Here is a 21,814-nt window from a genome sequence, read left to right on the forward strand (position 1 = left end):
TTTAATAGGGGGAAAATATGTACGAGCTAAGTAGTAATTTCTTATTTATCGCGTTTATTTGTTATATTGTAGCTACTTTCTTTTTTGGCGGCTCGATGAAAATAAATGATAATGGTCCTAATAGATGGGGCACAATTGGTATTACAATTACAATAATTGGATTCTTATCGCAAATTACTTATTTTATTTTAAGATGGATTGCTGCTGGACATGCACCTGTAAGTAATCTATTTGAATTTATTACATTCTTTGGAATGATGTTAATTTTTGCGTTTATCATGATTTATTTTATGTATCGTTTAAATATAATCGGATTATTCGCATTACCGTTGTCAATTATTATCATTGCTTATGCATCAGTATTTCCACATGAAATCAAACCATTAGTTCCATCTTTAAAAAGCTATTGGTTACATATCCATGTAACGACAGCAGCTTTAGGGGAAGCTATTTTAGCCATTAGCTTTATTACAGGACTAATTTATTTAATTAAAAATATCGATCAAAAAGTATCAACAAAGAAAACATTCTGGTTAGAAGCAGTTTTATATTTTTTAGTAACTGTTGTTGGTTTCGTCGTTATTTCAACAGCATTTACTGCATCTGGATACGAAGAAAAATATAATTGGATTAATAAAGATAAAGTACAAGAAGAAATGGTCTATAATCTTCCGTCACTTGTTGGTCCACATAAAGGTGAATTGACTACAAAAGACCGATTTGAAGCACTTGCAGAAGTACCAGCAATGGTTAATGCTAAGAAATTAAACACTGTAATTTGGTCAATTTTTGCTGGAGCGGCATTATATGCAATCATCCGTTTAATATTAAGAAAACGAATTGGTGCATTTTTACAACCTTTTGTACAAAAAGTAGATAGTGAATTATTAGACGAAATCGGATACCGTGCTGTAGCGATTGGTTTTCCGGTATTTACACTTGGAGGACTAATCTTTGCGATGATTTGGGCTCAAATTGCTTGGACAAAGTTCTGGAGCTGGGATCCAAAAGAAGATTGGGCATTAATAACATGGTTATTCTATGCAGTTTTCTTGCATCTTCGTTTCAAACGAAATTGGCAAGGTGAAAAATCAGCTTGGTTAGCTGTATTAGGATTTGCAATTATTATGTTTAACTTAATTGCTGTTAACTTAATCATTGCAGGCTTACACTCATATGCTTAATTAATAAAAAGCCCTGTAAAGGATGATAAAACTTCCTTTACAGGGCTTTTTTCTAATTTATATTTTCGATGCACATGTATTTAAATTTTGATTCCCTAGAAATGGTAGACTTACTTCTTAGTTTTTTTTCACTATTTTATGGAAATAATAAATTCTAAGAATTATGTAAAAATGTTCACAAATTATACTAGAATATACAATTTTTATTATGTAAAATTATGAAGAGGGGGTCGAAATTATGGATCAAAATATAAAAATATTAATAGCAGATGATGAAGATCGTATTAGACGATTATTAAAAATGTATTTGGAACGTGATGGTTATAGTATTGATGAAGCTGAAAATGGCGAGGATGCTTTAAATTTAGCATTGAAGAATGACTATTCCTTAATTGTACTAGATTTGATGATGCCTAAAATTGATGGAATTGAAGTTTGTAGGGAATTACGAAAAACAAAAACAACTCCTGTGATCATGTTAACGGCAAAAGGTGAAGAAACAAACCGAGTTCAAGGTTTTGAAGTAGGGACAGATGATTATATCGTTAAACCATTTAGTCCACGTGAAGTCGTTCTTCGAGTTAAAGCTTTATTAAGACGTTCTTCACCTGTACCAGTATTTACTTCAGACAATACTTCAGCAAAGGATGTCGTTGTGTTTCCGCATCTAACGATTGATAATGACGCGCATAAAGTAATTGTTGAAGGGGAAGAAATCAGCTTAACGCCTAAAGAATACGAACTACTGTTGTTTTTAGCTAAGGCACCTGACAAAGTATTTGATCGTGAAACATTATTAAAATCAGTTTGGCAATATGATTTTTTCGGTGATTTACGTACAGTAGACACACATGTAAAACGATTGCGAGAAAAACTAAGTAAAAGCTCTGAGGATGCTGCGAAAATGATCGTCACTGTTTGGGGTGTCGGTTATAAATTTGAAGTAGGTCAGGAGTAATGATTGTAAGAAGTTTAGTTGGGAAGCTTTGGCTTACAATTATCTTACTAGTCTCTCTTGTATTATCATTTTTGACCTTTGTCTTAATAGGATTTTTTGAAAAGTTTTATATTGACCTTCAAGTACAAAATATGAAAGATGATGCCACGAAAATTGCGCAATTAATAGAAAATGGTCAACCACTCTCCAATATAGAGTATCTATCAAATAATATTGTTAGTAGATATTCAAGAGTAATCATATCTATTGACGGACAAGAGCCATGGTATTCAAATAATACATATGGGATACAGGAGCTACCTTTTAAAGAAATTAAAAATGATGAAATCTTAAATAAAACGTTAACTGATAATAAAGAGGTCAGTAAAAGACTTGTATATGGTGAAAATAGTGAGAGAGAAAAATTAGTAGTGGGTGTTCCATTACATACAAACACAAAAAATGGAGCTGTATTTATATATCAAACTTTACAACCTGTAAAAGTAATGATTCACCAAACGACTAATTTTGTTTTACTCGCTGCATCGATCGGAATCGTGTTAACAACATTTTTCTCATTCTTTCTTTCTTCTAAAATTACAGCACCTCTTAGAAAGATGAAAGAAGTTGTAAGTAGTATGACTTCAGGAAATTTTAATGTGAAAGTACCAATCCATTCAAGTGATGAAATTGGAGAACTTGCCTACTCATTTAACAAGATGAGTAAACAATTAAATTTTAATATGAATGCATTAAAACAAGAGAAGGAGAAAGTTTCTAATATTATTACAAGTATGGTAGATGGTGTAATTTCGATTGATAAAGAAGGTCAAATCGTGACATCGAATCCACCAGCTGAACGCTTTTTGAAAATGCTTAATGATGATCAATTTGAAGAACCTTCTTCACTTGTATTAACGAAGGAACTATTAGATTTATTTGTATTAGTAGTCGAAAGTGAGAAAAAACAATTTATCGAATTAAATTTCGATCAAGGCAATTGGCAAGTTTTAATGTCGCCTCTTTATGATCAAACAAATATAAGAGGCGTTGTTGCGGTAATTCGTGATGTTACAGAACAAAGACGTTTAGAAAAAATGAGAAAAGATTTTATAGCCCATGTTTCTCATGAACTACGTACACCTATTTCATTATTACAAGGTTATAGCGAAGCGATTGTTGATGGTGTAGCAGAATCCAAAGAAGAGATGCAAGAATTATCACAAATCATATATGATGAGTCACTTAGAATGGGTCGATTAGTAAATGATTTGTTAGACTTAGCAAGAATGGAGAACGGATTTACTGAATTAAATAGAGAATACGTTCCTCTAGTACAATTTGTAGATCGAATTTTACGCAAGTTTAAAGGATTGGCAAAGGACAAAAATATTAAGCTATTTGGTGAAATCGACAACATTCCATATTTGTATATTTATATAGATGAGGATCGGATGGAACAAGTTTTTACAAATTTAATTGATAATGCGATAAGACATACAAATGAAAATGGAAGAATAATTGTTTCAGTAAATCAAAATGAACGATCAACTACATTTAATTTTATTGATTCAGGTGCAGGGATTTCAAATGAAGATTTGCCATTTGTATTTGAACGTTTTTATAAAGCGGATAAAGCACGTACAAGAGGTAGAAGTGGCACGGGTTTAGGTTTATCAATCGTTAAAAATATTGTAACAGCACATGGTGGATCTATTCAGGTCTATAGTGAAGTAGGACAGGGAACGACATTTAAGGTTAAAATACCGCATAATTTACGAATGAACGAAAAAGATGTAGAGTAATCTTGTTTCATATAAAACATATTTCCATTAAGTTTAGAGACGAAATCTCTGCAAATCACACAAAAAAACAAATAAAAGGATAGTAAAATAATAAACATATAAATAAAATAATTGAATTCTTACCCAATTTATCTTACGATTGAATTAATGAAATATTGATGAGTTTAGTGCAAGTATTGCTTAATAGGGAATCTGGTATAATCCAGAGCTGTCCCCGCAACTGTAATGTGGACGAAACGTATAACCACTGTTCTTTAAGAATGGGAAGGTCGGAGTAGGTTGAAACAAAGTCAGTAGACCTGCTAAATTCATCCTTGTTCAATTCTTCGGGGAGTAAGAATTTGAAGCAGCAGTTGCAAGACTTCTTGTATAGTTATGTTGTTTCAGCCCCCGTTCAAAATGAATGGGGTTTTTTTATGCTTTCCAAACTTATTAGGAGGATTTAAATGAAGAAGTTTTTATCAAGTGTGATCATTTTGTTATTGTGTTTAGGATTATTTGGTTGTAATAATGATACGACTCAAAAAAAATCGAATGTAAGTAAGAGTGAACAAGCAACTTTTCCAATGACTGTTAAAGATGCTACGAACAAAGAAATTAGCTTTAAAGAGGCACCTAAAAGAATCGTATCACTTATTCCAAGTAATACTGAAATCTTGTTTTCTATTGGAGATGGCAAGGATGTTGTAGGGGTAACGGACTTTGACAATTATCCGAAAGAAGTAAAATCAATAGATAAAGTTGGCGGAAATAATGCTGATATGACATATAATGTTGAAAAAATTATTTCATTAAAACCTGATTTAGTTTTAGCACACGAATCAAGCTTAGGAATTTCTGCTGACGGTTTAGAGCAGATAAAACAAGCGGGAATCAATGTTTTTGTCGTAAAAAATGCTGCAACTATTAATGATGTGTATGATACAATTCAACAAGTTGGAGAAATAACAGGAAAAACTGAGCAATCGAAAAAAGTTATAACTGGTATGAAAACAAAATTAGATGAAATTAGCAAAAAAACAGCTAAAGCAAATACTAATCCAAAGGTTTGGCTTGAAATATCAGGACCACCAGAAATATATACAGCAGGTAAAGGTACCTTCTTGGATGAAATGCTATCGATTGTTCATGCTAAAAACGTAGCTGAAAGTGAAAAAGGTTGGGTAAAGTATAGTGAGGAATCAGCTATTAAAGCGAATCCTGATGTGATTTTAACAACTTATGGATCTTATGTTCCAAATTTAGAAAAAACTGTAATGGCTAGGAAAAACTGGCAAACAGTAAACGCTATAAAAAATCACCGTGTATATGATGTTAATTCAGATACAACATCTAGACCTGGTCCAAGACTTGCAGAGGGAGTCGAAGCAATTGCAAAGGCGGTTTACCCAGAGCTTTATAAATAATACATATTCTATCTTTTTAATACCAACTATCTTATTAATTTTTTTATTTATTTTAGGGGTTTCGATTGGGTCTACATCGATTCCCTTTTCTTCTATTATTTCTAGCTTTTCAGATGCATTCTTTAAAACAGATTATGTTCCAACTGATATTCAAACAATTGTCATGAATATACGAGTGCCAAGGGTTATGTTAGCTGGATTAGTCGGTGCGTGCCTTTCGTTGGCAGGTGTTGCATTTCAAGGAATACTTAAAAATCCATTAGCTGATCCTTTTACATTAGGTGTTTCTTCTGGCGCCTCTGTCGGAGCTGTTGTAGTTTTGTTTTTCCAAATAAGTTTACCTTTTGTAACTTATTTTACATTGCCAGTTGTTAGTATATTATTTGGGTTTGGTACACTCGTCTTATTAATCCTTTTTGTTAGAAAACTAGATCGATCTCTAAATGTAGAGACAATTATATTAGGTGGTATCATAATCAGTTCATTTTGTTCTGCATTATTATCATTATTTATTACATTTTCAAATAATGAATTACGAGCAGTTATTGGTTGGTTAATGGGAAATATTGGTGGTAGAGGCATCCAATACTCTCTTAGTTTATTACCGTTTTTAATCGTTTCTTTTTTAATTTTATTTAGTCAAAATAGGCAGTTAGATGCGATGACATTTGGTAGCACAAATGCAAAACATATCGGAATTGATGTGAAAAAATCCACTTATTTAATTTTGTTAACTGGAAGTGTCTTATCTGGTGCAGCAGTAGCAGTATCGGGAACAATTGGATTTGTAGGATTAGTTGTTCCGCATTTTACTAGAACTATGGTAGGGCCATTACATAAAAAATTACTTCCTTTATCGATGATCAATGGGGCAATATTTTTAATCGGGTCTGACATATTATCAAGAGTTGTTTTAGCTCCAAGAGAGTTACCAATAGGGGTAATTACTTCATTAATTGGTGCGCCAATATTTGCTTTTATTTTACTATCTTTAAAGAGAAATAGGGGAAAAGTATGATTCAATGTCAAGATATCTCATATTCATATGATGGAATTCATACTGATTTGGATGAACTGTCTTATTCAATTAATCAAGGAGAATGGCTAGGGATTATTGGTCCAAATGGGAGTGGAAAGTCAACGTTTTTAAATATTCTTTGTGGACTGTTTAAGCCGTCTAAAGGAAATGTAATGTTGGATGGAGAATTTGTTACTAGTATGTCTAATAAACAAATAGCAAGAAAGATTGCGGTTTTATCACAACAAAATTCCTATACATATTCTTATGAGGTAAAAGAAACAGTTAAACTCGGACGTCTAGCTCATTCGTCTTCCTTTTTTCCTAGCTGGTCCACAGTCGATGAAACTGCAGTCAATAACGCAATGATGATGACTGGTACAAAGAAGATGGAAAAAAGCTTCATAAATGAAATTAGTGGTGGTGAGCGTCAAAGAGTATTTCTTGCTCAATGCTTTGCTCAGGAAACACCATATATTTTTTTAGACGAACCAAGTAACCATCTAGATTTAATGCATACAATTAAAATTTTAGACGTTTTAAAGGAATTACAAAAACAAGAAAATAAAACGATTGTAACTGTTTTTCATGACTTAAATTTAGCAAGTCTTTATTGTGACCGATTAGTAGGATTAAAGAATGGAAGAATTTATATCGAAGGAACAACAGACTCAGTTTTAAATGAAAATTTATTAGAAGGTTTATATGACACATCTTTTCAAATTTTAGATAATCCCGAAACAAATAAAAAGGTCATTATTTATAAAAGTAATGTTTTGTAAATTAATATTGAAAAAAGGAGATGTTTTTCATGAAAATTTATACAAAAACTGGTGATAAAGGTCAGACTAGCTTAGTTGGCAAACGAGTTGATAAAGATGATTTAAGGGTAGAATCTTACGGGACAATTGACGAAGTAAATACAATTGTTGGGTATGCAATGACATATTTAGATCAAGAAGATACGCGAGATATTTATAATTCACTTCAAAAAATCCAACATGAACTGTTTGACTGTGGCGGAGATTTAGCAGTAGTTAAGGATAGCATCCCTTTTAAAACGACTGAGAAAATGGTTGAGGAGCTTGAAACATTAATCGATGAATATATGGAAGCTACTCCCCCTTTACAGCGATTTATTTTACCAGGTGGGTCAAAACCTGCTGCAATCATTCATCAAGCAAGAGCGGTAACGAGACGTGCCGAAAGAACGGTCGTAACATTAATGAAGCAAGAAACGATTCATCTTCCAGTATTTTTATATTTGAATCGATTATCTGATTATTTCTTTGCACTTGCAAGGTTAATCAACACACGTTTAAATATTAAGGATGTTGAATACGAACGAGGTGCAATCGTATTTCGAACTGATAAAAAATAAAAAATAGCGATTGATTAGTTAAAATTTTCTAATCAATCGCTATTTTTTTGAATAAATAAGTTTTTTCAATCATAGAATGTTTGAGTGTATGTTTTAGTAAAAATACTTCTTAGCGTTTACATTTTCGATTTGCTCAAGTGGCATCTTAAGTAATTTACATAAAAAAGAGTATAAGGTTCGAAATGAATTTTTTGCGCTTAATCCAATTTTTTTCTGAATTACCAGCTGTCAGTCCACGGTTTTTTTGGTAGATTAAACACTTTTTACATTTTAAAGTAGGAGGCAAATAATGTTTGATTTTCTTAGGAGATGTTTTGTAATTGTTGTGTTTGTTTTAACGATTGGCCTTTTATTTATCGGAGGAAGTCGAGAGAAATTAAAAGATATAATATTTGATAAAAATTTTCATGAATTAAAAATCGTTTCAAATCCTTAGCCGTTTATTTTGGACTTATAAATTATTAGTGTTGAAAAGACTTTTTAGAACTTCTATTATAAATGTAATTTACTAATAAATTTGGTGAAGTACATTTAAATATGAAGTTCTATTTTTGATTTTAAGGAGAAAAAATGACTAATATATGGGATCCAGCAATTGTATTGGAAGAAGAATTAGTGAAAAAAATAGTAAAGATACAATTTCCAAAAATAAAAATAAACGGAATAAAAAAAATTGGCGAAGGATTTGATAATACTGTTTTTTGTTTAAATAATGAAATTTTACTAAGATTTCCTCGAAGAGAAATAGCTGTCGCAATTTTAAACGTTGAAAAAAGATTACTCCCAATTATATTTAATCATTTTGAATTGAAGACAACACTACCAATACTCGAGGGTAAACCTTCTGAATTATTTCCTTGGCCATTTTTAGGATATAATTTTATTGAAGGAAATCCTCCAATTTATTTAAATAGAACTGAGAGAATTTTAATGATTGAACCATTCGCGAATTTCTTGAAAAATTTGCATTCAATAAATATCGATGAATTAAAGGATATTAATTTACCGTATGATGAGTTGAAGAGATTAGATATAAACTTCAGGAAACCTCAGGCTAAAAAATATATACAACAGGCAATAAAGAAGAAACTAATTGAAGATGAACAGGAAATTAATCATTATATAGAAAGCTTGGTTGAAATTAAAAGTGAGACTCCATTAGTTCTTGTTCATGGTGATTTACATTTTAAGAATTTGATTGTTAATGAACAAAACCAACTTAAAGGAATTATAGATTGGGGTGATGCTCATATCGGTAATCGTGAATTAGATTTATCAATTATTTATAGTCTCATTCCGAACGATATGAGAGAGAAGTTTTTTGAGATTTATGGCAATGTAACGGAACCGTCAAAGAAACTAGCACAGTTTAGAGCAGTCTTCACGACCGTTGTGCTATTGTTATATGCGAACGATCAAAAGAATGATTCGTTAGTACGTTTTTGTCAAGAAAACCTGAGTAATGCTTTAAAGGATTAGTTGGAGATTTTTATTTACAAACTGTATTTAATTTAGTAACATTAAAATGTAATTTAATAAACGATCTATCTTCGGGGCGGGGCGAAATTCCCCACCGGCGGTAATTAAGCATTGCTTATAAGCCCGCGAGCCTGATTTTTGGGCAGGATCTAGTGCGATTCTAGAGCCGACAGTATAGTCTGGATGGGAGAAGATGGAGGTTCGCAAGTTCAAAAATTTTTTCTTTTTGAACGCTTATTTGGCGTGCTGAAATTTCTCCCCTATTTCGTAAAAAATAGGGGATTTTATTTTATTTGCATAATTTTATATTATTTTTAATTTTATTTTGGTCTTATTATAATTTGTGCAAATAATAACGCAACTTAAGCGAACCTTTCATTTTTCTTGATATGATCGGGAAAAAGGAGAGAGGTAATATGCAACAACGTAACAAAGTAAATAAAATGGTGATAGTGGCAATGCTTAGCAGTATTTCATATGTACTGATGATGCTGTACTTTCCACTTCCTGCATTTCCAGTATGGCTTACAATTGATTTTAGTGACGTTCCAGCATTAATAGGAGCAATTGTTTTTGGTCCTGTCGCAGGTATAGGAATAGAGTTAATAAAAAACATCCTTCATTATGTTATTAATGGTAGTATGACGGGTGTACCGATTGGAGAATTTGCTAATTTTAGTGCGGGAGTATTATACATTCTACCAGCGTCATATTTCTTTAGAAAATATCGTTCAGTTAAAGGGCTAACTCTTGGATTAATCGTTGGTACATTTGTGATGACTGGAATATTGAGTCTTTTAAATTATTTTGTGTTATTACCTGCATATGCACATTTCATGAATTTTAAACTACCAAATGAAGTAATTGTTGCGTCAATTATGCCATTTAATGCAATTAAAGGTTTATTAATCATGATCTTATTCTTAGTTATCTACCCTAAATTAAAGGTTTGGTTAACTCAAAGAATGAATGTCCATAACGTTTAAATAAATAAAAGTGTCTACTAAATTTTGGTAGACACTTTTTTGTTTTATTTACAGCTATTCGGATGAATTACTACAAATTTGCAACTCATATTTAGCTTACATTGGCATTCTATCCTATGTTGTTTTAATCTAATTCAAAAATATTGTGGATCAAAGCAGAAGAAAAATAAGATTCTATATGAACTAATATAAAGGGGTTCCAAAGAACACGAGCGATAAACATAGCTAGTGTTTTTATTAAAAAAAATAAAAAAAGCGACGAAATAACTTCGCCGCAGTTTTTACTATTCGAATTTTAAAGCGTCGCCATCGAATGCTTCGTCAGCAACTTTGATTGAGTCTGTAGGGCATCCTTCAAATGCATCCATCATGTCATCAATTAAAACGTCTGGAATTTCAACGATTCCTTGGTTATCATCTAGAGTAACGTATGCGATCCCTTCATCATCATAGTCATAGATATCAGGTGCAGCTGCGCCACATGCGCCACATGCGATACAAGTGTCTTTATCAACGATTGTATATTTTGCCATTGTATTGACCTCCCAAATTATTCCCTGTTTGTGTTACAGATACTATTTTTGTAATGTACCTGTAAACATTTTAAAACGGTTTCCAAAACTTTTCAATATAATTGTACAAGGTTTTGAAAAAAACGAGAAATGATGAAATCTCAAATAAAATAAATAATGATTTTTATATCTTTAAAATGGTTTGGTTATTGATACATATGATAAGCTAGAAGAAATAAAAACGATTTAGAAAAAGTGCACAACTATTTTTGTACTACTAATTATTATTCGAAAAATATTTAAATATATTAATGGAATAATTTTATTTGAGAGGTTTATGATGTTTAAGCTATCAATATTGGAAGAAATCATTCTTTTTTTACTTCATCGATATAATGGAGAACGAACGATCCAAGGTATAATGTATTTATTAAAGGGTAAACAAAGTGCTCAAATTATTCAAGATTCTCATTTTTATCAAGTCACATCATTTTTCGGACTTTTTCATTTCCTTACTCATCAGAATATGCAAGAAATTATAAATGAGTTAGAAGTTAAGGGGTTTATAGGTCAGTCTGAAAATAAGAATATTTATTTGTTAAATAAAAATGGTCAAGCTTATTTAGCAAATCAAAAATTAGAGTTTATGGAATTTACATATATAAACGGACTAAGGTTTTCTAGTATTCAAAAGGTATTTTGGAAAAGATTTTCATTGTTTTTTCAAACGGTTTCCAATCTGAATATGAATTTAAAATATTTTAGGGCAGTAATTCAAGACCAAGATATACAAGAATGGGTAAAAAATGAAATTCTTAATTTTACTGGGGATAAAAACGAATTAGTTAATCAATTTTACAAAGAATTGCATTCAATTTTAGAAAATGTAAGTGACGAAGACGCATTACGATTTGTGAAACGATTGTCTGGCGCAAATGCTTATGGGATGACTTATGAACAAATTGCATTAGAAGAAAAAGTGAGTGTTGAAAAAATTTATCTCAATTCAATTAATACTTTGCATCATATGATCACTATTTTAGTTGAACCAAACAATCAATATCCTTTATTAAGAAAATTTGTTAATGGAGATAAAAGTACTAATATTACGAATACCTCTATTGCAACGAAGCGACTATTTACTGAGGGTAAAACAATTCAAGAAATAGCTGTAATCCGTAATTTAAAGATAAGTACAATAGAGGATCATATTGTTGAGTGTGTATTAGGAGATAATTTATTTCCAATTAATGAATTTATTACAACAAATCAATTTAATTTAATAAAAGATAAAATTATTGAACTAAATACAAGGAAATTAAAAATTATTAAAGAAGCTTTATTAAATGAGGTAACATATTTTCAAATTCGTATTACGCTTGCAAGAATGGGTGATTTACATGGAACTAAATAAAGTTCTATACGAAAAGTTCGGTTATTCAAGTTTTCGAAAAAACCAAAAAGAAATTATTATAGACTTGTTAAACTCGAAGGATGTTTTAGCAATGCTCCCTACAGGCGGGGGGAAATCATTATTATATCAATTACCAGGGCTACTATTGCCAGGAATTGTGGTAATCGTTTCACCATTACTGTCACTTATGGAGGATCAGGTAGAACAAATTAAAGCATTTGGGGATAAACGAGTTATTGCACTAAATAGCTTTAGAAGTTTTGAGCAAAAAAAATATTTATTTAATAATATTAATAGCTATAAATTTATTTTTGTATCGCCTGAAATGTTACAAAATCAATTTTTAATTCAAAAGCTTTCGGCGTCTAGAATCTCGTTATTTGTTGTTGATGAAGCACATTGTATATCGCAATGGGGGCATGATTTTAGACCAGAATATAAAACTTTAGGGGAAATAAAACGGAAATTAAATAATCCGACTGTTTTAGCTTTAACCGCTACAGCTAGCAAAAATGTACGCGAAGAAATAATCGAAACTTTACAGTTAAAACATGTTCAAAAATATATCCAATCTGTTAATAGAGAGAACATAGCCATTCAAGTCGAAAAAGTAGATTCGGAAATAGAAAAGCTTAAGACTCTAACTGACCATCTTTCTAAATTAACAGGTCCAGGCATCGTCTATTGTGGCACAAGAGCTGCTTGCGAGAAAATTTCACATACCTTAAGTGAAAAATTAAAATGCAAAGTCGCTTATTATCATGGTGGAATGGAACATGAACAAAGAATTTTAATTCAACAACAATTTATTCAAAATCAAATCGATATCATAGTTTGTACAAGTGCTTTTGGTATGGGGATTAATAAACCAAATGTAAGGTTTGTAATTCATTATCAGTATCCCTCAAACATTGAGAACTATCTTCAAGAAATTGGACGTGCCGGCCGAGATGGAGAGCCTAGTATAGCAATACTAATCGTTTGTGAAGAAGATCATGAATTACCTCTAAGGCTAATAGATGACGAAATTCTTTCTGTAAATCAAGTTGAGTCTTTTCTAGCGTATTTAAAAAGATTAGATGAAAATTCGTTCAAATTGACTGAAACGCTCGTGTCTAATTGGAAATCAGTTTTTCAATTTAGTGAAATACAGTGGACAACGCTTCATTCTGAAATGGTTAAATATAATGTAATCGTAGATGAACACTTATATTTAGAAAAAATAAATAATGACTTAATCGAATCGATTAAAGAATTAATTTCGGAGCGAAAAAAAGTAAAATATTTAAAACTTAAAGAGATGATCGATTTTTTATCGTCATCCACTTGTTATCGCGAAAAATATCTTTTACTTTTTGATGAAATGTTAATACAGAGACCAATGAATTGCTGTAATATTTGTGGTATATCGTTTGAAGAGTATTGTTCATATGATTATGAGAAATATGAAAATACGAACGTACTTACATGGAAACAAGAATTAAGAAATAAATTGGGGCTGTGAGGAATCTATATGGAAAGCGAATTAAACCGTCAAGAAATTCCAGTTAACTATTTAAAGAAAAGTGTATATGGTACGCAGTTAATCATTTTAGTGATCGCTATTTTATGTATTACTTTTTTTATTGGTACAGAAAAATTTATAGATGATTTACATTTATTTAAAAGTTATAAAACATATTTATATGGGTTAGGTGCTGGATTTTCCCTCGTCTTATTTAATATTTTATTAAATTATACGATTCCAGAACGTTTGTTGGACGATGGTGGGTTTAATAAAAGATTCTTTACGTCACTTTCAGTTCCTGAAATGACACTACTTTGTATTTTAATCGCATTATCAGAAGAATTATTCTTTAGAGGATTTATTCAAGCTAAGTTTGGACTAATTATTGCATCAATTGTGTTTGCTTTAGTTCATTTTCGCTATGTGAAAAAACCAATTTTACTTACGATCGTATTAATTGAAAGTTTTTTCTTGGGTTACTTATATTTGAAAACAACTAATCTTGTTATAGTATTTATCGCACATTTTATCTTAGATTATGTTTTAGGAATGTATATGAAATTAAGTTTGGAAAGTGAAGACAAAGAATGAAAAATGAGCTTGAGACTAATAGTATAGCTGACTTAAGTCGAAAGAAAAAAAATAAGAGATTAAAAAATAAAAAAATAAATGATCAAACTAAAGCAGTTGATGTGTTAAATCTACCACCTAGAAGTGAAACAATGAAAATAAAAGAGGAGCAACGAAGACCTTGGTGGAAAATAAAATATCCTCTAATCACTGTTTTAGTCATCATCTTTATCATGCTTCCATTTGGAGTAGTGAAGTTTGTACATAGTAAATACGATAAAATTTTTACTGAAAAAGGTAGTTTAATCATTCCTTCTAATAAATTTGAAAAAGTTGAATTAGCTGCTACCAATCATTTGAAAAAACAAAAAAATAATGAAACTCAGAAAAAAGCTCCAATCAAAAAAGAGATAAAAAATGAAGTAAAACCTCCAACAGATTCAAGTGAAACTGTTGGAGTGAAAGAGATTAATCACGAAGTCCAAAGAGGAGAAACTTTATTTACTATTTCAATGAAATATTATGGTAACCGTGATGGCGAAGAGATTATTCAAGATGCAAATCATTTAAATGGGATAGAAGTGACACCCGGCCAGATATTAAAAATCCCATTAAATGTTGATGTGGATAAATAATGATAAGTAGGGATTTGAAATTCGAAATCAATTGTGGATCCATTTGCTCTATATTTTGTCACTAAATATTAATTAAGGATATTATTTATCCTATACAAAAATAGACTTTTGGAAATGATGAAACGTAGGGGTGCGCGACTCCTATGGGATTAGCGGGAAGGCTAAAGAATCTCGCCAATATGGAAAGCGAGCATCCCGTAGTGGAAATCAACATCACTCTACTCCTTTTACTAAAATTTGATAATTTAATTGACAAGGTTGTTTTTCAACAGCATGAACTTATGTCCATTATATTTTAATGGACATAAGTTTTTTTGTTGTTTAAAATTGTTCAATTTCTACTAGTTTTTGTATAATAAAAAAAAAGCACTCCTGAACTGTTACAAAAAGAAATAGATAAGCTGATTTTTAGAATAAAGTAAGATCAGAGAACGAAGCTGACATTTACTTCGTTTATGGGTTAAATATCAAGGGGGAAATTAAAATAAAAGTATTATCATTGATCGGATTCGTATTAATTTTAGCTATTATTTTGTTGTTTAATCGAAAAAGTAAGCTAGAAATTATACATAAAAAAATTAAAATAAAGCATGTAGATGATTCATTACAGTCAATTCAGCTTATATGGATTCCAAATATAGGCGATATTCCTATTAAATTGAGTGAGATTGAAAAAATATGCAATCATAATACATTAATTCTTTTAAGTGGTTACTCAAAAAAGAAGTCAAAAAAATATAAAGATGATAACATCCATTATTTATCTTCTATAGCACCTGTCTATTTTTTGTGGAATGAATTTGACTATAATGGCAACTATAGGGATTTAAATGCATTATTACTAGATTGTAAAATTACAATTTTAGAAAATAAAAGTGCTTCATTTGAAACTGAAAATGGTACTAAGTTTTCGATTGTTGGTTTAGATGATGTGAAAACAAAGAGAGATCATTTAGACTTTGCACTTGAAGAGCGATATGAAGATGATTTTAGTATTTTAACCAGCTATACTGAAGTCATGGATAGTAATTGTAGTAATTTTGAAAGTATTCAAGTTTATCTGTTTGAAAGAAGTCAATTAACTGTAAATCGAAATCAGAAAACGGTATATTTGGAGCTACATAACAATAAAGGAATTCTCAAACAAAACACAATAACAATTTTAAATTTTGAAGTTATGAAATAAGTGTTTGTTGTTTACATGCAGGAGGAAAGAAAATTGGCCCAAATAGGAAAATACAATATTAAAGCAATTTCTAACATTGTTGGGATTTTACCAGGTACATTAAGAGCTTGGGAAAGAAGATATAATATTATAAGTCCTGTACGAAATGATGCTGGCCATCGACTATATACAGAGGAACATGTTTATATTTTAAAATGGCTCGTTCAAAAAGTTAATGAAGGGTTTACAATTGGACAAGCAATTAATTTATACGAAGCAAAAGAACATAAATCGTCTAATGACAGCTCTCTTACTGAAAATCTTCAATCAGATGCTTTAGTAAATCGAATTGTTTCTTCATTATTATCTTTTGAAGAAAGTGAAGCCCACAATTATGTGAATGACGCTTTTAGTCTTTTTTCTGTAGATAAAGTATTATTTAAAATTATATCTAAGGTTTTCATATTAATAGGTGATAAATGTCGTAATGGTGAAATTACAAGTGCCCATGAGCATTTTGCAACATCTTTTTTGAGAACGAGATTAGGTATGATTTATCAAAATTTACCTAACAATAAACATTTGCCAAAGTTAATTGCAGTTTGTGGACCAGAAGAAAAACACGAACTAGGTTTATTAATTTTTACGATTTATTTAAGAAGAATCGGTTTTCAAGTTATTTATTTAGGTGCATCCATTGATTCAAATGATGTTGAACAAGTAATAAATGAAGTGAATCCAGCTGGATTTATCATGACTTGTACTTTAAGAGAAAATTTAAAGAAAACAATTGATCTAGCCATCATAATCAAAAAAATTAAACCGGATATCATTATTGGAATTGGTGGACACGCAGTTTCAACTTGTGAGAGCCCAATTATGGATTCCATACAGGAATTTTATATTGGGAGTCAACAATCGAACTGGGATGAATGGTTAAAGCAGAATTTTAATTATAAATGAATTTTGACTTTAGAATCACCAAAATTGTATAAAAACATAAACTGTACTATGGTAAATGCAGCAAGGAGGCTAGTTCATGAGGTTGGAACGGTTGAACTACAATAAAATAAAAGTTTTTCTTACATCTGATGATTTATCTGAACGTGGTCTGACAAAAGAAGACTTATGGTACAATGCACCAAAAGTTCAACAGCTTTTTCAAGATATGATGCATGAAGCTAGCGTAGAACTAGGTTTCGAAGTAGATGGTAAAGTATCCGTTGAAGTTTTCTCTCTTCAAGCTCAAGGAATGGTTGTTATTGTAACAAAATCCGATGAAATTGAAGAAGAGGAAGATGAATTTCAAGACGATTTTATCTCGATGGAAGTAATCCTAGATGAAAGTGAACATATATTGTACGAGTTTTCTACTTTAGATGATCTAATCCTACTTTCTGAAAAATTAGTTTCATGTGATGCTTTAGGTGGGAGATTATTCTCTTTTGAAAATACGTTTTACTTAAAGTTCGAGGAGAATGAAATAGGAAGACTAGATCGAGAAACATTTTATGCGATTCTAGCTGAATATGGTAATCCTTCCACAAGAACAATTTACCGTATTATTGAATATGGTAAGGAACTTATCTCAGAAAATGCTATTGAACAACTGCATTTTTATTTCGTTAAAAATAAAGCCTCTCAGTAATTTATTACGAGAGGTTTTACTTTTGTAAATTTTTTATTAATATATTGTATTTCTTCGTATTCTTTCCTTTTCAAATTATGGAAATAGGAGTATAATGACCATAGAAAACGCTTACATTAAACGGATATTATATTTTGTTTTCTATGTGTTTATAACTTTCAAAAAGGGATGGAAAGTTGTATACTAATTTCAGAATGAATGAATCTTTTCATAGTTCAAATTTCTAGGGGGTTTACAATGGTTGCCGAGAAATCTACAGAGAAAAATAGCAACACTGAAGAAATGTTAGATGTACTAGCGCCTACACAAGTAGTTATTAAAGAAGCGTTAGAAAAATTAGGATATTCAAATGAAATGTATGAACTTTTAAAAGAACCAGTTCGTATGATGACTGTAAAAATTCCAGTTCGCATGGATGATGGACAAGTGAAAATTTTCACTGGTTACAGAGCTCAACATAATGATGCAGTAGGACCAACTAAAGGTGGTATCCGCTTCCATCCAAATGTAACAGAAAATGAAGTAAAAGCCCTTTCAATCTGGATGAGCTTAAAATGTGGAATTGTAGATTTACCATATGGTGGAGGTAAAGGTGGAATTGTTTGTGATCCACGTGATATGTCATTCCGTGAATTAGAAAGACTTAGCCGCGGTTATGTTCGTGCAATTAGCCAAATTGTAGGACCAACTAAAGATATTCCAGCTCCAGACGTATTTACAAATTCACAAATTATGGCTTGGATGATGGATGAATATTCTAGAATAGATGAATTTAACTCGCCTGGTTTTATTACTGGTAAACCATTAGTATTAGGTGGATCTCACGGCCGTGAAACAGCTACTGCTAAAGGTGTAACGATTGTCATTCGTGAAGCAGCAAAGCGTAAAGGCATTAACTTAGAAGGAGCAAGAGTTGTTATCCAAGGATTTGGTAATGCAGGTAGCTTCTTAGCGAAATTTATGCATGATGCTGGCGCAAAAGTTATTGGTATTTCAGATGCTTATGGTGCACTTCATGATCCAAATGGCTTAGACATTGATTATTTATTAGATCGTAGAGATAGCTTTGGTACAATTACTAAACTATTTAATAATACAATTTCAAATAAAGAATTATTAGAATTAGATTGTGATATCTTAGTTCCAGCAGCGATTGAAAATCAAATTACAAAAGATAATGCTCATAATATTAAAGCAAGTATCGTAGTTGAAGCTGCAAATGGACCAACAACACTTGAAGCTACTAAGATTTTAACAGAGCGCGGTATTTTATTAGTTCCAGACGTATTAGCTAGTGCTGGTGGCGTAACCGTTTCTTACTTTGAATGGGTACAGAATAACCAAGGTTACTACTGGACTGAAGAAGAAGTAGAAGAACGATTAGAAAAAGTAATGGTGCGTTCATTTAATAATATTTATGAAACAAGTGTTAATAGAAAAGTAAATATGCGTTTAGCAGCTTACATGGTTGGTGCGCGTAAAATGGCTGAAGCTAGCCGATTTAGAGGCTGGGTATAATATTATAATTGATGATAAAAACAAGATGGAAAATTTCCATCTTGTTTTTTTTGATTAGCTATTATTAGACAAATTGAATATTTTACGTAAAATAGTAATAGTAAATATAACTAAGACTCTAGTTTATTGGAGATGTTTCAAAATGGAAAAAGTTGAAGTTCTGATCATTGGTGGAGGACCTTGTGGTATTGCAGCTTATCTAGCATTAAAAAATAAAGGGATATCTGCATTAATAATTGAAAAAGGAAATATAGTTCATACCCTCAGTCGTTTTCCAACGCATCAAACATTTTTTAGTACAAGTGAAAAATTGGAAGTAGGAAATATTCCATTTATTATTGAAGGTAGAAAACCCAAAAAGCACCAAGCTCTAGCATATTACCGTGATGTTGTTAAACGAAATCGAATAAAAATTAATGCTTTTGAAGAAGTAAAAACGGTTAATAAGAAAAGTGATTTTATCATCGAATCAGTTACAATAAACGGTGAAGAAAAACGTTATGAAGCGAAAGCTGTTATTGTAGCAACTGGATATTATGATCAACCCAACTACTTATCAACACCTGGTGAACAACTTAATAAAGTTTCCCATTACTTTTTTGAAGGTCACAAACATTTTAATCAGAAGGTTGTCGTTATTGGTGGTAAAAACTCAAGTGTTGACGCAGCACTAGAGCTAGAAAAGTGTGGAGCGGATGTAACTGTACTTTATAGAGGCAGTTCTTATTCACCAAGTATTAAACCATGGGTTCTACCAGAATTCGAGGCACTTGTCCGTTCTGAAACAATTAAAATGGAATTTAACGCAAATCTACTTGAAATAAAAGAATCATCAGTAGTATACGAAAGAGAAGGACAAAAGTTTGAGATTGAGAATGACTTTGTCTATGCCATGACAGGTTACCATCCTGATCATACATTAATTAAAAGTATGGGCGTAAAAGTAGATGATCTAACAGGTAGACCATTATTCAATCCAGAAACGATGGAAACAAATATTGCAGGCATATATATTGCCGGCGTAATTGCTGCTGGAAACAATGCAAACGAAATATTTATAGAAAATGGTCGATTTCACGGTGACTTAATAGCGTCACACTTAGTTAGTAATAAATAATTTTATAAAATGAAACTCGAAAATTTGGTAATGAATTGACAAGGTTTATTATCAACAGGCGAAACGTAGCTATGCTACGTTTTTTTTATTAATCATTTTCAAACTATTTTCTGTTTACTTAGAGAATTTTAAAATGTTATAATTTCATGTGAAATGAGGTGCTAAAATGAAAAAAGTAGTATTAATAACAACAGGTGGAACAATTGCTAGTAAACCAAATGCAGAATCAGGAAAATTAGATTCTGGAGCATTGTCAGGTCAAGAAATTGCAGAAATGCTCAATTTACCAAAAGATATAAATGTTATTGTTGATTCTTTTTTCCAAGTTCCAAGTATGCACATAGGCTTCGAACATTGGATGTTGTTAAAGAATAAAATCGAAGAGTATTATCAAGATGAAACAATCGATGGGGTTGTCGTTACCCATGGAACTGATACGTTAGAAGAGACGGCTTATTTTCTAGATTTAACAATTGACGATGATCGTCCGGTTGTTATTACTGGTTCTCAAAGATCACCAGGTGAATTAGGTACCGATGCTTTTATCAATTTAAGACATGCAATTTATACTGCATCTGACGAATCTACTCGAAACGTTGGTACAGTTGTTGTCTTTAATGAGCGTATTTTCACTGCAAAATATGTAAAAAAAGAACATGCATCTAATATTCAAGGTTTTAACGTATTTGGATTCGGATACCTAGGTATTATCGATAATGATAAAGTACATATCTATCAAAAACCGGTATTAAAGGATAAATACAAAATCACAAGTGAGTTACCTCAAGTTGATATCATTAAATGTTATATTGAAGCAAAAGGATATTTAATTAAAGCAGCAGTTGAAAATGGTGCTAAAGGTATTATCCTTGAAGGTGTTGGGAGAGGACAAGTATCTCCACATATGACAGAAGAAATTGAAAAAGCTGTTAAAGATGGCATTAAAGTAATCATCACTACAAGTTCTGAAGAAGGCGAAGTATATCCGACTTATGATTATTACGGAAGTGCTTATGATTTAGTTAATAAAGGTGTTATTTTAGGTAAAGATTATGATAGTAAAAAAGCAAGAATTAAATTAACTGTTATGTTAGCGTCCGAAGTAAACGATATTACTGAAGGATTCTCTAAATAATTTTTACTTGTTTTTTTGCTAGGTTTAATAATGATAAACGTTAGATGAATTAAAAATTAAATTCAAAATTGTGTATAAAATTAATTGAATCTAATCATACTGGTAATAAAAAAGGTATGATTTTAAATGAAAAGAATCGAACGAATTCTATTAAAATTAATTATTATTCAATTATTTTGTTTAATCATAAGTCAATATGTCTTATCATTCCCTAGTCTTTCTGTCTATTTAACGAAAATTGAATTATATGAAGGCGTTACGCAAAAAGCTAAGGACGTAACGAGAGAAGTATATAATCATATTGGTAAATAGATGAATTCGTCTGAATCATATGGTAATATAAAATAAAGCAGGCTAGCCTGCTTTATTTTTATTTGTTTTTATTTTTTTAGGACAT

At 31.0% G+C, this 21,814-nt stretch carries 22 protein-coding genes and 2 riboswitches; of the genes, 21 read left to right on the forward strand and 1 reads right to left on the reverse strand.

Translation table 11 applies throughout. The features are described 5' to 3' along the window. Window positions 1-17 precede the first annotated feature (17 nt). The 10 genes from ccsB to RAH41_RS14750 all read left to right on the forward strand — a co-directional run bounded on the left by ccsB (window position 18) and on the right by RAH41_RS14750 (window position 10,196). The gene (gene ccsB, locus RAH41_RS14705; RefSeq protein WP_331223470.1) at window positions 18-1,184 is read left to right on the forward strand and encodes a c-type cytochrome biogenesis protein CcsB; all 1,167 of its coding nucleotides are present in this window, start codon (window positions 18-20) and stop codon (window positions 1,182-1,184) included. Window positions 1,185-1,422: 238 nt separating this feature from the next. Beyond that, a complete protein-coding gene (locus RAH41_RS14710) occupies window positions 1,423-2,142 on the forward strand; it encodes a response regulator transcription factor (protein ID WP_331223472.1) in 720 nt (239 codons plus the stop codon). Then, a complete protein-coding gene (locus RAH41_RS14715) occupies window positions 2,142-3,926 on the forward strand; it encodes an ATP-binding protein (RefSeq protein ID WP_331223474.1) in 1,785 nt (594 codons plus the stop codon). Before RAH41_RS14710 ends, RAH41_RS14715 begins: the two co-directional genes overlap by 1 nt. 148 nt (window positions 3,927-4,074) lie before the next feature. Beyond that, window positions 4,075-4,248: riboswitch (cobalamin riboswitch) on the forward strand. 124 nt (window positions 4,249-4,372) lie between these two features. Beyond that, window positions 4,373-5,332, forward strand: coding sequence for an ABC transporter substrate-binding protein (locus RAH41_RS14720; RefSeq protein WP_331223475.1), 960 nt, complete (start codon window positions 4,373-4,375; stop codon window positions 5,330-5,332). Then, complete coding sequence (locus RAH41_RS14725) at window positions 5,298-6,350, forward strand: iron ABC transporter permease (RefSeq protein WP_331223476.1); 1,053 nt, start codon at window positions 5,298-5,300, stop codon at window positions 6,348-6,350. Before RAH41_RS14720 ends, RAH41_RS14725 begins: the two co-directional genes overlap by 35 nt. Further along, a complete protein-coding gene (locus RAH41_RS14730; RefSeq protein WP_331223477.1) occupies window positions 6,347-7,132 on the forward strand; it encodes an ABC transporter ATP-binding protein in 786 nt (261 codons plus the stop codon). Before RAH41_RS14725 ends, RAH41_RS14730 begins: the two co-directional genes overlap by 4 nt. Before the next feature lie 29 nt (window positions 7,133-7,161). Beyond that, the gene (locus RAH41_RS14735; RefSeq protein WP_331223479.1) at window positions 7,162-7,731 is read left to right on the forward strand and encodes a cob(I)yrinic acid a,c-diamide adenosyltransferase; all 570 of its coding nucleotides are present in this window, start codon (window positions 7,162-7,164) and stop codon (window positions 7,729-7,731) included. Between the two features lie 289 nt (window positions 7,732-8,020). Then, a complete protein-coding gene (locus RAH41_RS14740) occupies window positions 8,021-8,167 on the forward strand; it encodes a hypothetical protein (RefSeq protein WP_331223481.1) in 147 nt (48 codons plus the stop codon). A gap of 134 nt (window positions 8,168-8,301) precedes the next feature. Then, window positions 8,302-9,210, forward strand: a complete 909-nt coding sequence (locus tag RAH41_RS14745; RefSeq protein WP_331223483.1) for a phosphotransferase — start codon at window positions 8,302-8,304, stop codon at window positions 9,208-9,210. 63 nt (window positions 9,211-9,273) lie between these two features. Beyond that, window positions 9,274-9,409: riboswitch (FMN riboswitch) on the forward strand. A 217-nt stretch (window positions 9,410-9,626) separates the two neighbouring features. Next, window positions 9,627-10,196 (forward strand): ECF transporter S component, encoded by a 570-nt coding sequence (locus RAH41_RS14750; RefSeq protein ID WP_331223484.1) that lies wholly within the window; start codon window positions 9,627-9,629, stop codon window positions 10,194-10,196. 284 nt (window positions 10,197-10,480) lie between these two features. Here the strand turns inward: RAH41_RS14750 and RAH41_RS14755 are convergent, their stop codons facing one another. Beyond that, window positions 10,481-10,729: a ferredoxin gene (locus tag RAH41_RS14755; RefSeq protein WP_088069256.1), complete on the reverse strand. Its 249-nt coding sequence runs from the start codon at window positions 10,727-10,729 to the stop codon at window positions 10,481-10,483. A 319-nt stretch (window positions 10,730-11,048) separates the two neighbouring features. On the opposite strand from RAH41_RS14755, the gene RAH41_RS14760 reads away from it, so the two are divergent. The 11 genes from RAH41_RS14760 (at window position 11,049) to RAH41_RS14810 (ending at window position 21,729) form a co-directional block, all read left to right on the forward strand. Further along, window positions 11,049-12,122, forward strand: coding sequence for a helix-turn-helix domain-containing protein (locus RAH41_RS14760; RefSeq protein WP_331223489.1), 1,074 nt, complete (start codon window positions 11,049-11,051; stop codon window positions 12,120-12,122). Next, window positions 12,109-13,626, forward strand: coding sequence for a RecQ family ATP-dependent DNA helicase (locus RAH41_RS14765; protein ID WP_331223491.1), 1,518 nt, complete (start codon window positions 12,109-12,111; stop codon window positions 13,624-13,626). Before RAH41_RS14760 ends, RAH41_RS14765 begins: the two co-directional genes overlap by 14 nt. 9 nt (window positions 13,627-13,635) lie before the next feature. Continuing rightward, on the forward strand, window positions 13,636-14,220 hold the full coding sequence (locus RAH41_RS14770) for a CPBP family intramembrane glutamic endopeptidase (protein ID WP_331223493.1): 585 nt from the start codon (window positions 13,636-13,638) through the stop codon (window positions 14,218-14,220). Further along, window positions 14,217-14,834 carry a LysM peptidoglycan-binding domain-containing protein gene (locus RAH41_RS14775; protein WP_331223495.1) on the forward strand — a complete coding sequence of 206 codons (618 nt, stop codon included), beginning with the start codon at window positions 14,217-14,219 and terminating at the stop codon, window positions 14,832-14,834. Before RAH41_RS14770 ends, RAH41_RS14775 begins: the two co-directional genes overlap by 4 nt. A gap of 499 nt (window positions 14,835-15,333) precedes the next feature. Next, entirely contained in the window at window positions 15,334-16,020 is a 687-nt protein-coding gene (locus RAH41_RS14780) for a hypothetical protein (RefSeq protein ID WP_331223497.1), read from the forward strand. A 33-nt stretch (window positions 16,021-16,053) separates the two neighbouring features. Next, window positions 16,054-16,962: a MerR family transcriptional regulator gene (locus tag RAH41_RS14785; protein WP_331223499.1), complete on the forward strand. Its 909-nt coding sequence runs from the start codon at window positions 16,054-16,056 to the stop codon at window positions 16,960-16,962. Between the two features lie 76 nt (window positions 16,963-17,038). Then, complete coding sequence (locus RAH41_RS14790; RefSeq protein WP_025672362.1) at window positions 17,039-17,647, forward strand: genetic competence negative regulator; 609 nt, start codon at window positions 17,039-17,041, stop codon at window positions 17,645-17,647. A 237-nt stretch (window positions 17,648-17,884) separates the two neighbouring features. Continuing rightward, the gene (locus RAH41_RS14795) at window positions 17,885-19,165 is read left to right on the forward strand and encodes a Glu/Leu/Phe/Val dehydrogenase (protein ID WP_331223502.1); all 1,281 of its coding nucleotides are present in this window, start codon (window positions 17,885-17,887) and stop codon (window positions 19,163-19,165) included. Between the two features lie 142 nt (window positions 19,166-19,307). After that, window positions 19,308-20,282, forward strand: coding sequence for a YpdA family putative bacillithiol disulfide reductase (locus tag RAH41_RS14800; RefSeq protein WP_331223505.1), 975 nt, complete (start codon window positions 19,308-19,310; stop codon window positions 20,280-20,282). Window positions 20,283-20,448: 166 nt separating this feature from the next. Beyond that, window positions 20,449-21,417, forward strand: a complete 969-nt coding sequence (locus RAH41_RS14805; RefSeq protein WP_331223507.1) for an asparaginase — start codon at window positions 20,449-20,451, stop codon at window positions 21,415-21,417. A 126-nt stretch (window positions 21,418-21,543) separates the two neighbouring features. Then, window positions 21,544-21,729 (forward strand): DUF5359 family protein, encoded by a 186-nt coding sequence (locus RAH41_RS14810; RefSeq protein WP_331223509.1) that lies wholly within the window; start codon window positions 21,544-21,546, stop codon window positions 21,727-21,729. Window positions 21,730-21,814: the final 85 nt, after the last annotated feature.

It is taken from the genome of Gottfriedia acidiceleris (assembly GCF_036421055.1).
GTDB classification, from domain to species: domain Bacteria; phylum Bacillota; class Bacilli; order Bacillales; family Bacillaceae_G; genus Gottfriedia; species Gottfriedia acidiceleris_C.

Excerpts from the sequence above, each read along its gene's own strand:
- RAH41_RS14770 (WP_331223493.1), top strand. The coding sequence starts at position 13,636 with ATGGAAAGCGAATTAAACCGTCAAGAAATTCCAGTTAACTATTTAAAG.
- RAH41_RS14805 (WP_331223507.1), top strand. The coding sequence starts at position 20,449 with ATGAAAAAAGTAGTATTAATAACAACAGGTGGAACAATTGCTAGTAAA.
- RAH41_RS14735 (WP_331223479.1), top strand. The coding sequence starts at position 7,162 with ATGAAAATTTATACAAAAACTGGTGATAAAGGTCAGACTAGCTTAGTT.
- RAH41_RS14710 (WP_331223472.1), top strand. The coding sequence starts at position 1,423 with ATGGATCAAAATATAAAAATATTAATAGCAGATGATGAAGATCGTATT.
- RAH41_RS14755 (WP_088069256.1), bottom strand. The coding sequence starts at position 10,729 with ATGGCAAAATATACAATCGTTGATAAAGACACTTGTATCGCATGTGGC.
- RAH41_RS14745 (WP_331223483.1), top strand. The coding sequence starts at position 8,302 with ATGACTAATATATGGGATCCAGCAATTGTATTGGAAGAAGAATTAGTG.
- RAH41_RS14730 (WP_331223477.1), top strand. The coding sequence starts at position 6,347 with ATGATTCAATGTCAAGATATCTCATATTCATATGATGGAATTCATACT.
- RAH41_RS14765 (WP_331223491.1), top strand. The coding sequence starts at position 12,109 with ATGGAACTAAATAAAGTTCTATACGAAAAGTTCGGTTATTCAAGTTTT.
- RAH41_RS14790 (WP_025672362.1), top strand. The coding sequence starts at position 17,039 with ATGAGGTTGGAACGGTTGAACTACAATAAAATAAAAGTTTTTCTTACA.
- RAH41_RS14800 (WP_331223505.1), top strand. The coding sequence starts at position 19,308 with ATGGAAAAAGTTGAAGTTCTGATCATTGGTGGAGGACCTTGTGGTATT.
- RAH41_RS14715 (WP_331223474.1), top strand. The coding sequence starts at position 2,142 with ATGATTGTAAGAAGTTTAGTTGGGAAGCTTTGGCTTACAATTATCTTA.
- RAH41_RS14795 (WP_331223502.1), top strand. The coding sequence starts at position 17,885 with ATGGTTGCCGAGAAATCTACAGAGAAAAATAGCAACACTGAAGAAATG.
- RAH41_RS14775 (WP_331223495.1), top strand. The coding sequence starts at position 14,217 with ATGAAAAATGAGCTTGAGACTAATAGTATAGCTGACTTAAGTCGAAAG.
- RAH41_RS14720 (WP_331223475.1), top strand. The coding sequence starts at position 4,373 with ATGAAGAAGTTTTTATCAAGTGTGATCATTTTGTTATTGTGTTTAGGA.
- ccsB (WP_331223470.1), top strand. The coding sequence starts at position 18 with ATGTACGAGCTAAGTAGTAATTTCTTATTTATCGCGTTTATTTGTTAT.
- RAH41_RS14740 (WP_331223481.1), top strand. The coding sequence starts at position 8,021 with ATGTTTGATTTTCTTAGGAGATGTTTTGTAATTGTTGTGTTTGTTTTA.
- RAH41_RS14750 (WP_331223484.1), top strand. The coding sequence starts at position 9,627 with ATGCAACAACGTAACAAAGTAAATAAAATGGTGATAGTGGCAATGCTT.
- RAH41_RS14810 (WP_331223509.1), top strand. The coding sequence starts at position 21,544 with ATGAAAAGAATCGAACGAATTCTATTAAAATTAATTATTATTCAATTA.
- RAH41_RS14760 (WP_331223489.1), top strand. The coding sequence starts at position 11,049 with ATGTTTAAGCTATCAATATTGGAAGAAATCATTCTTTTTTTACTTCAT.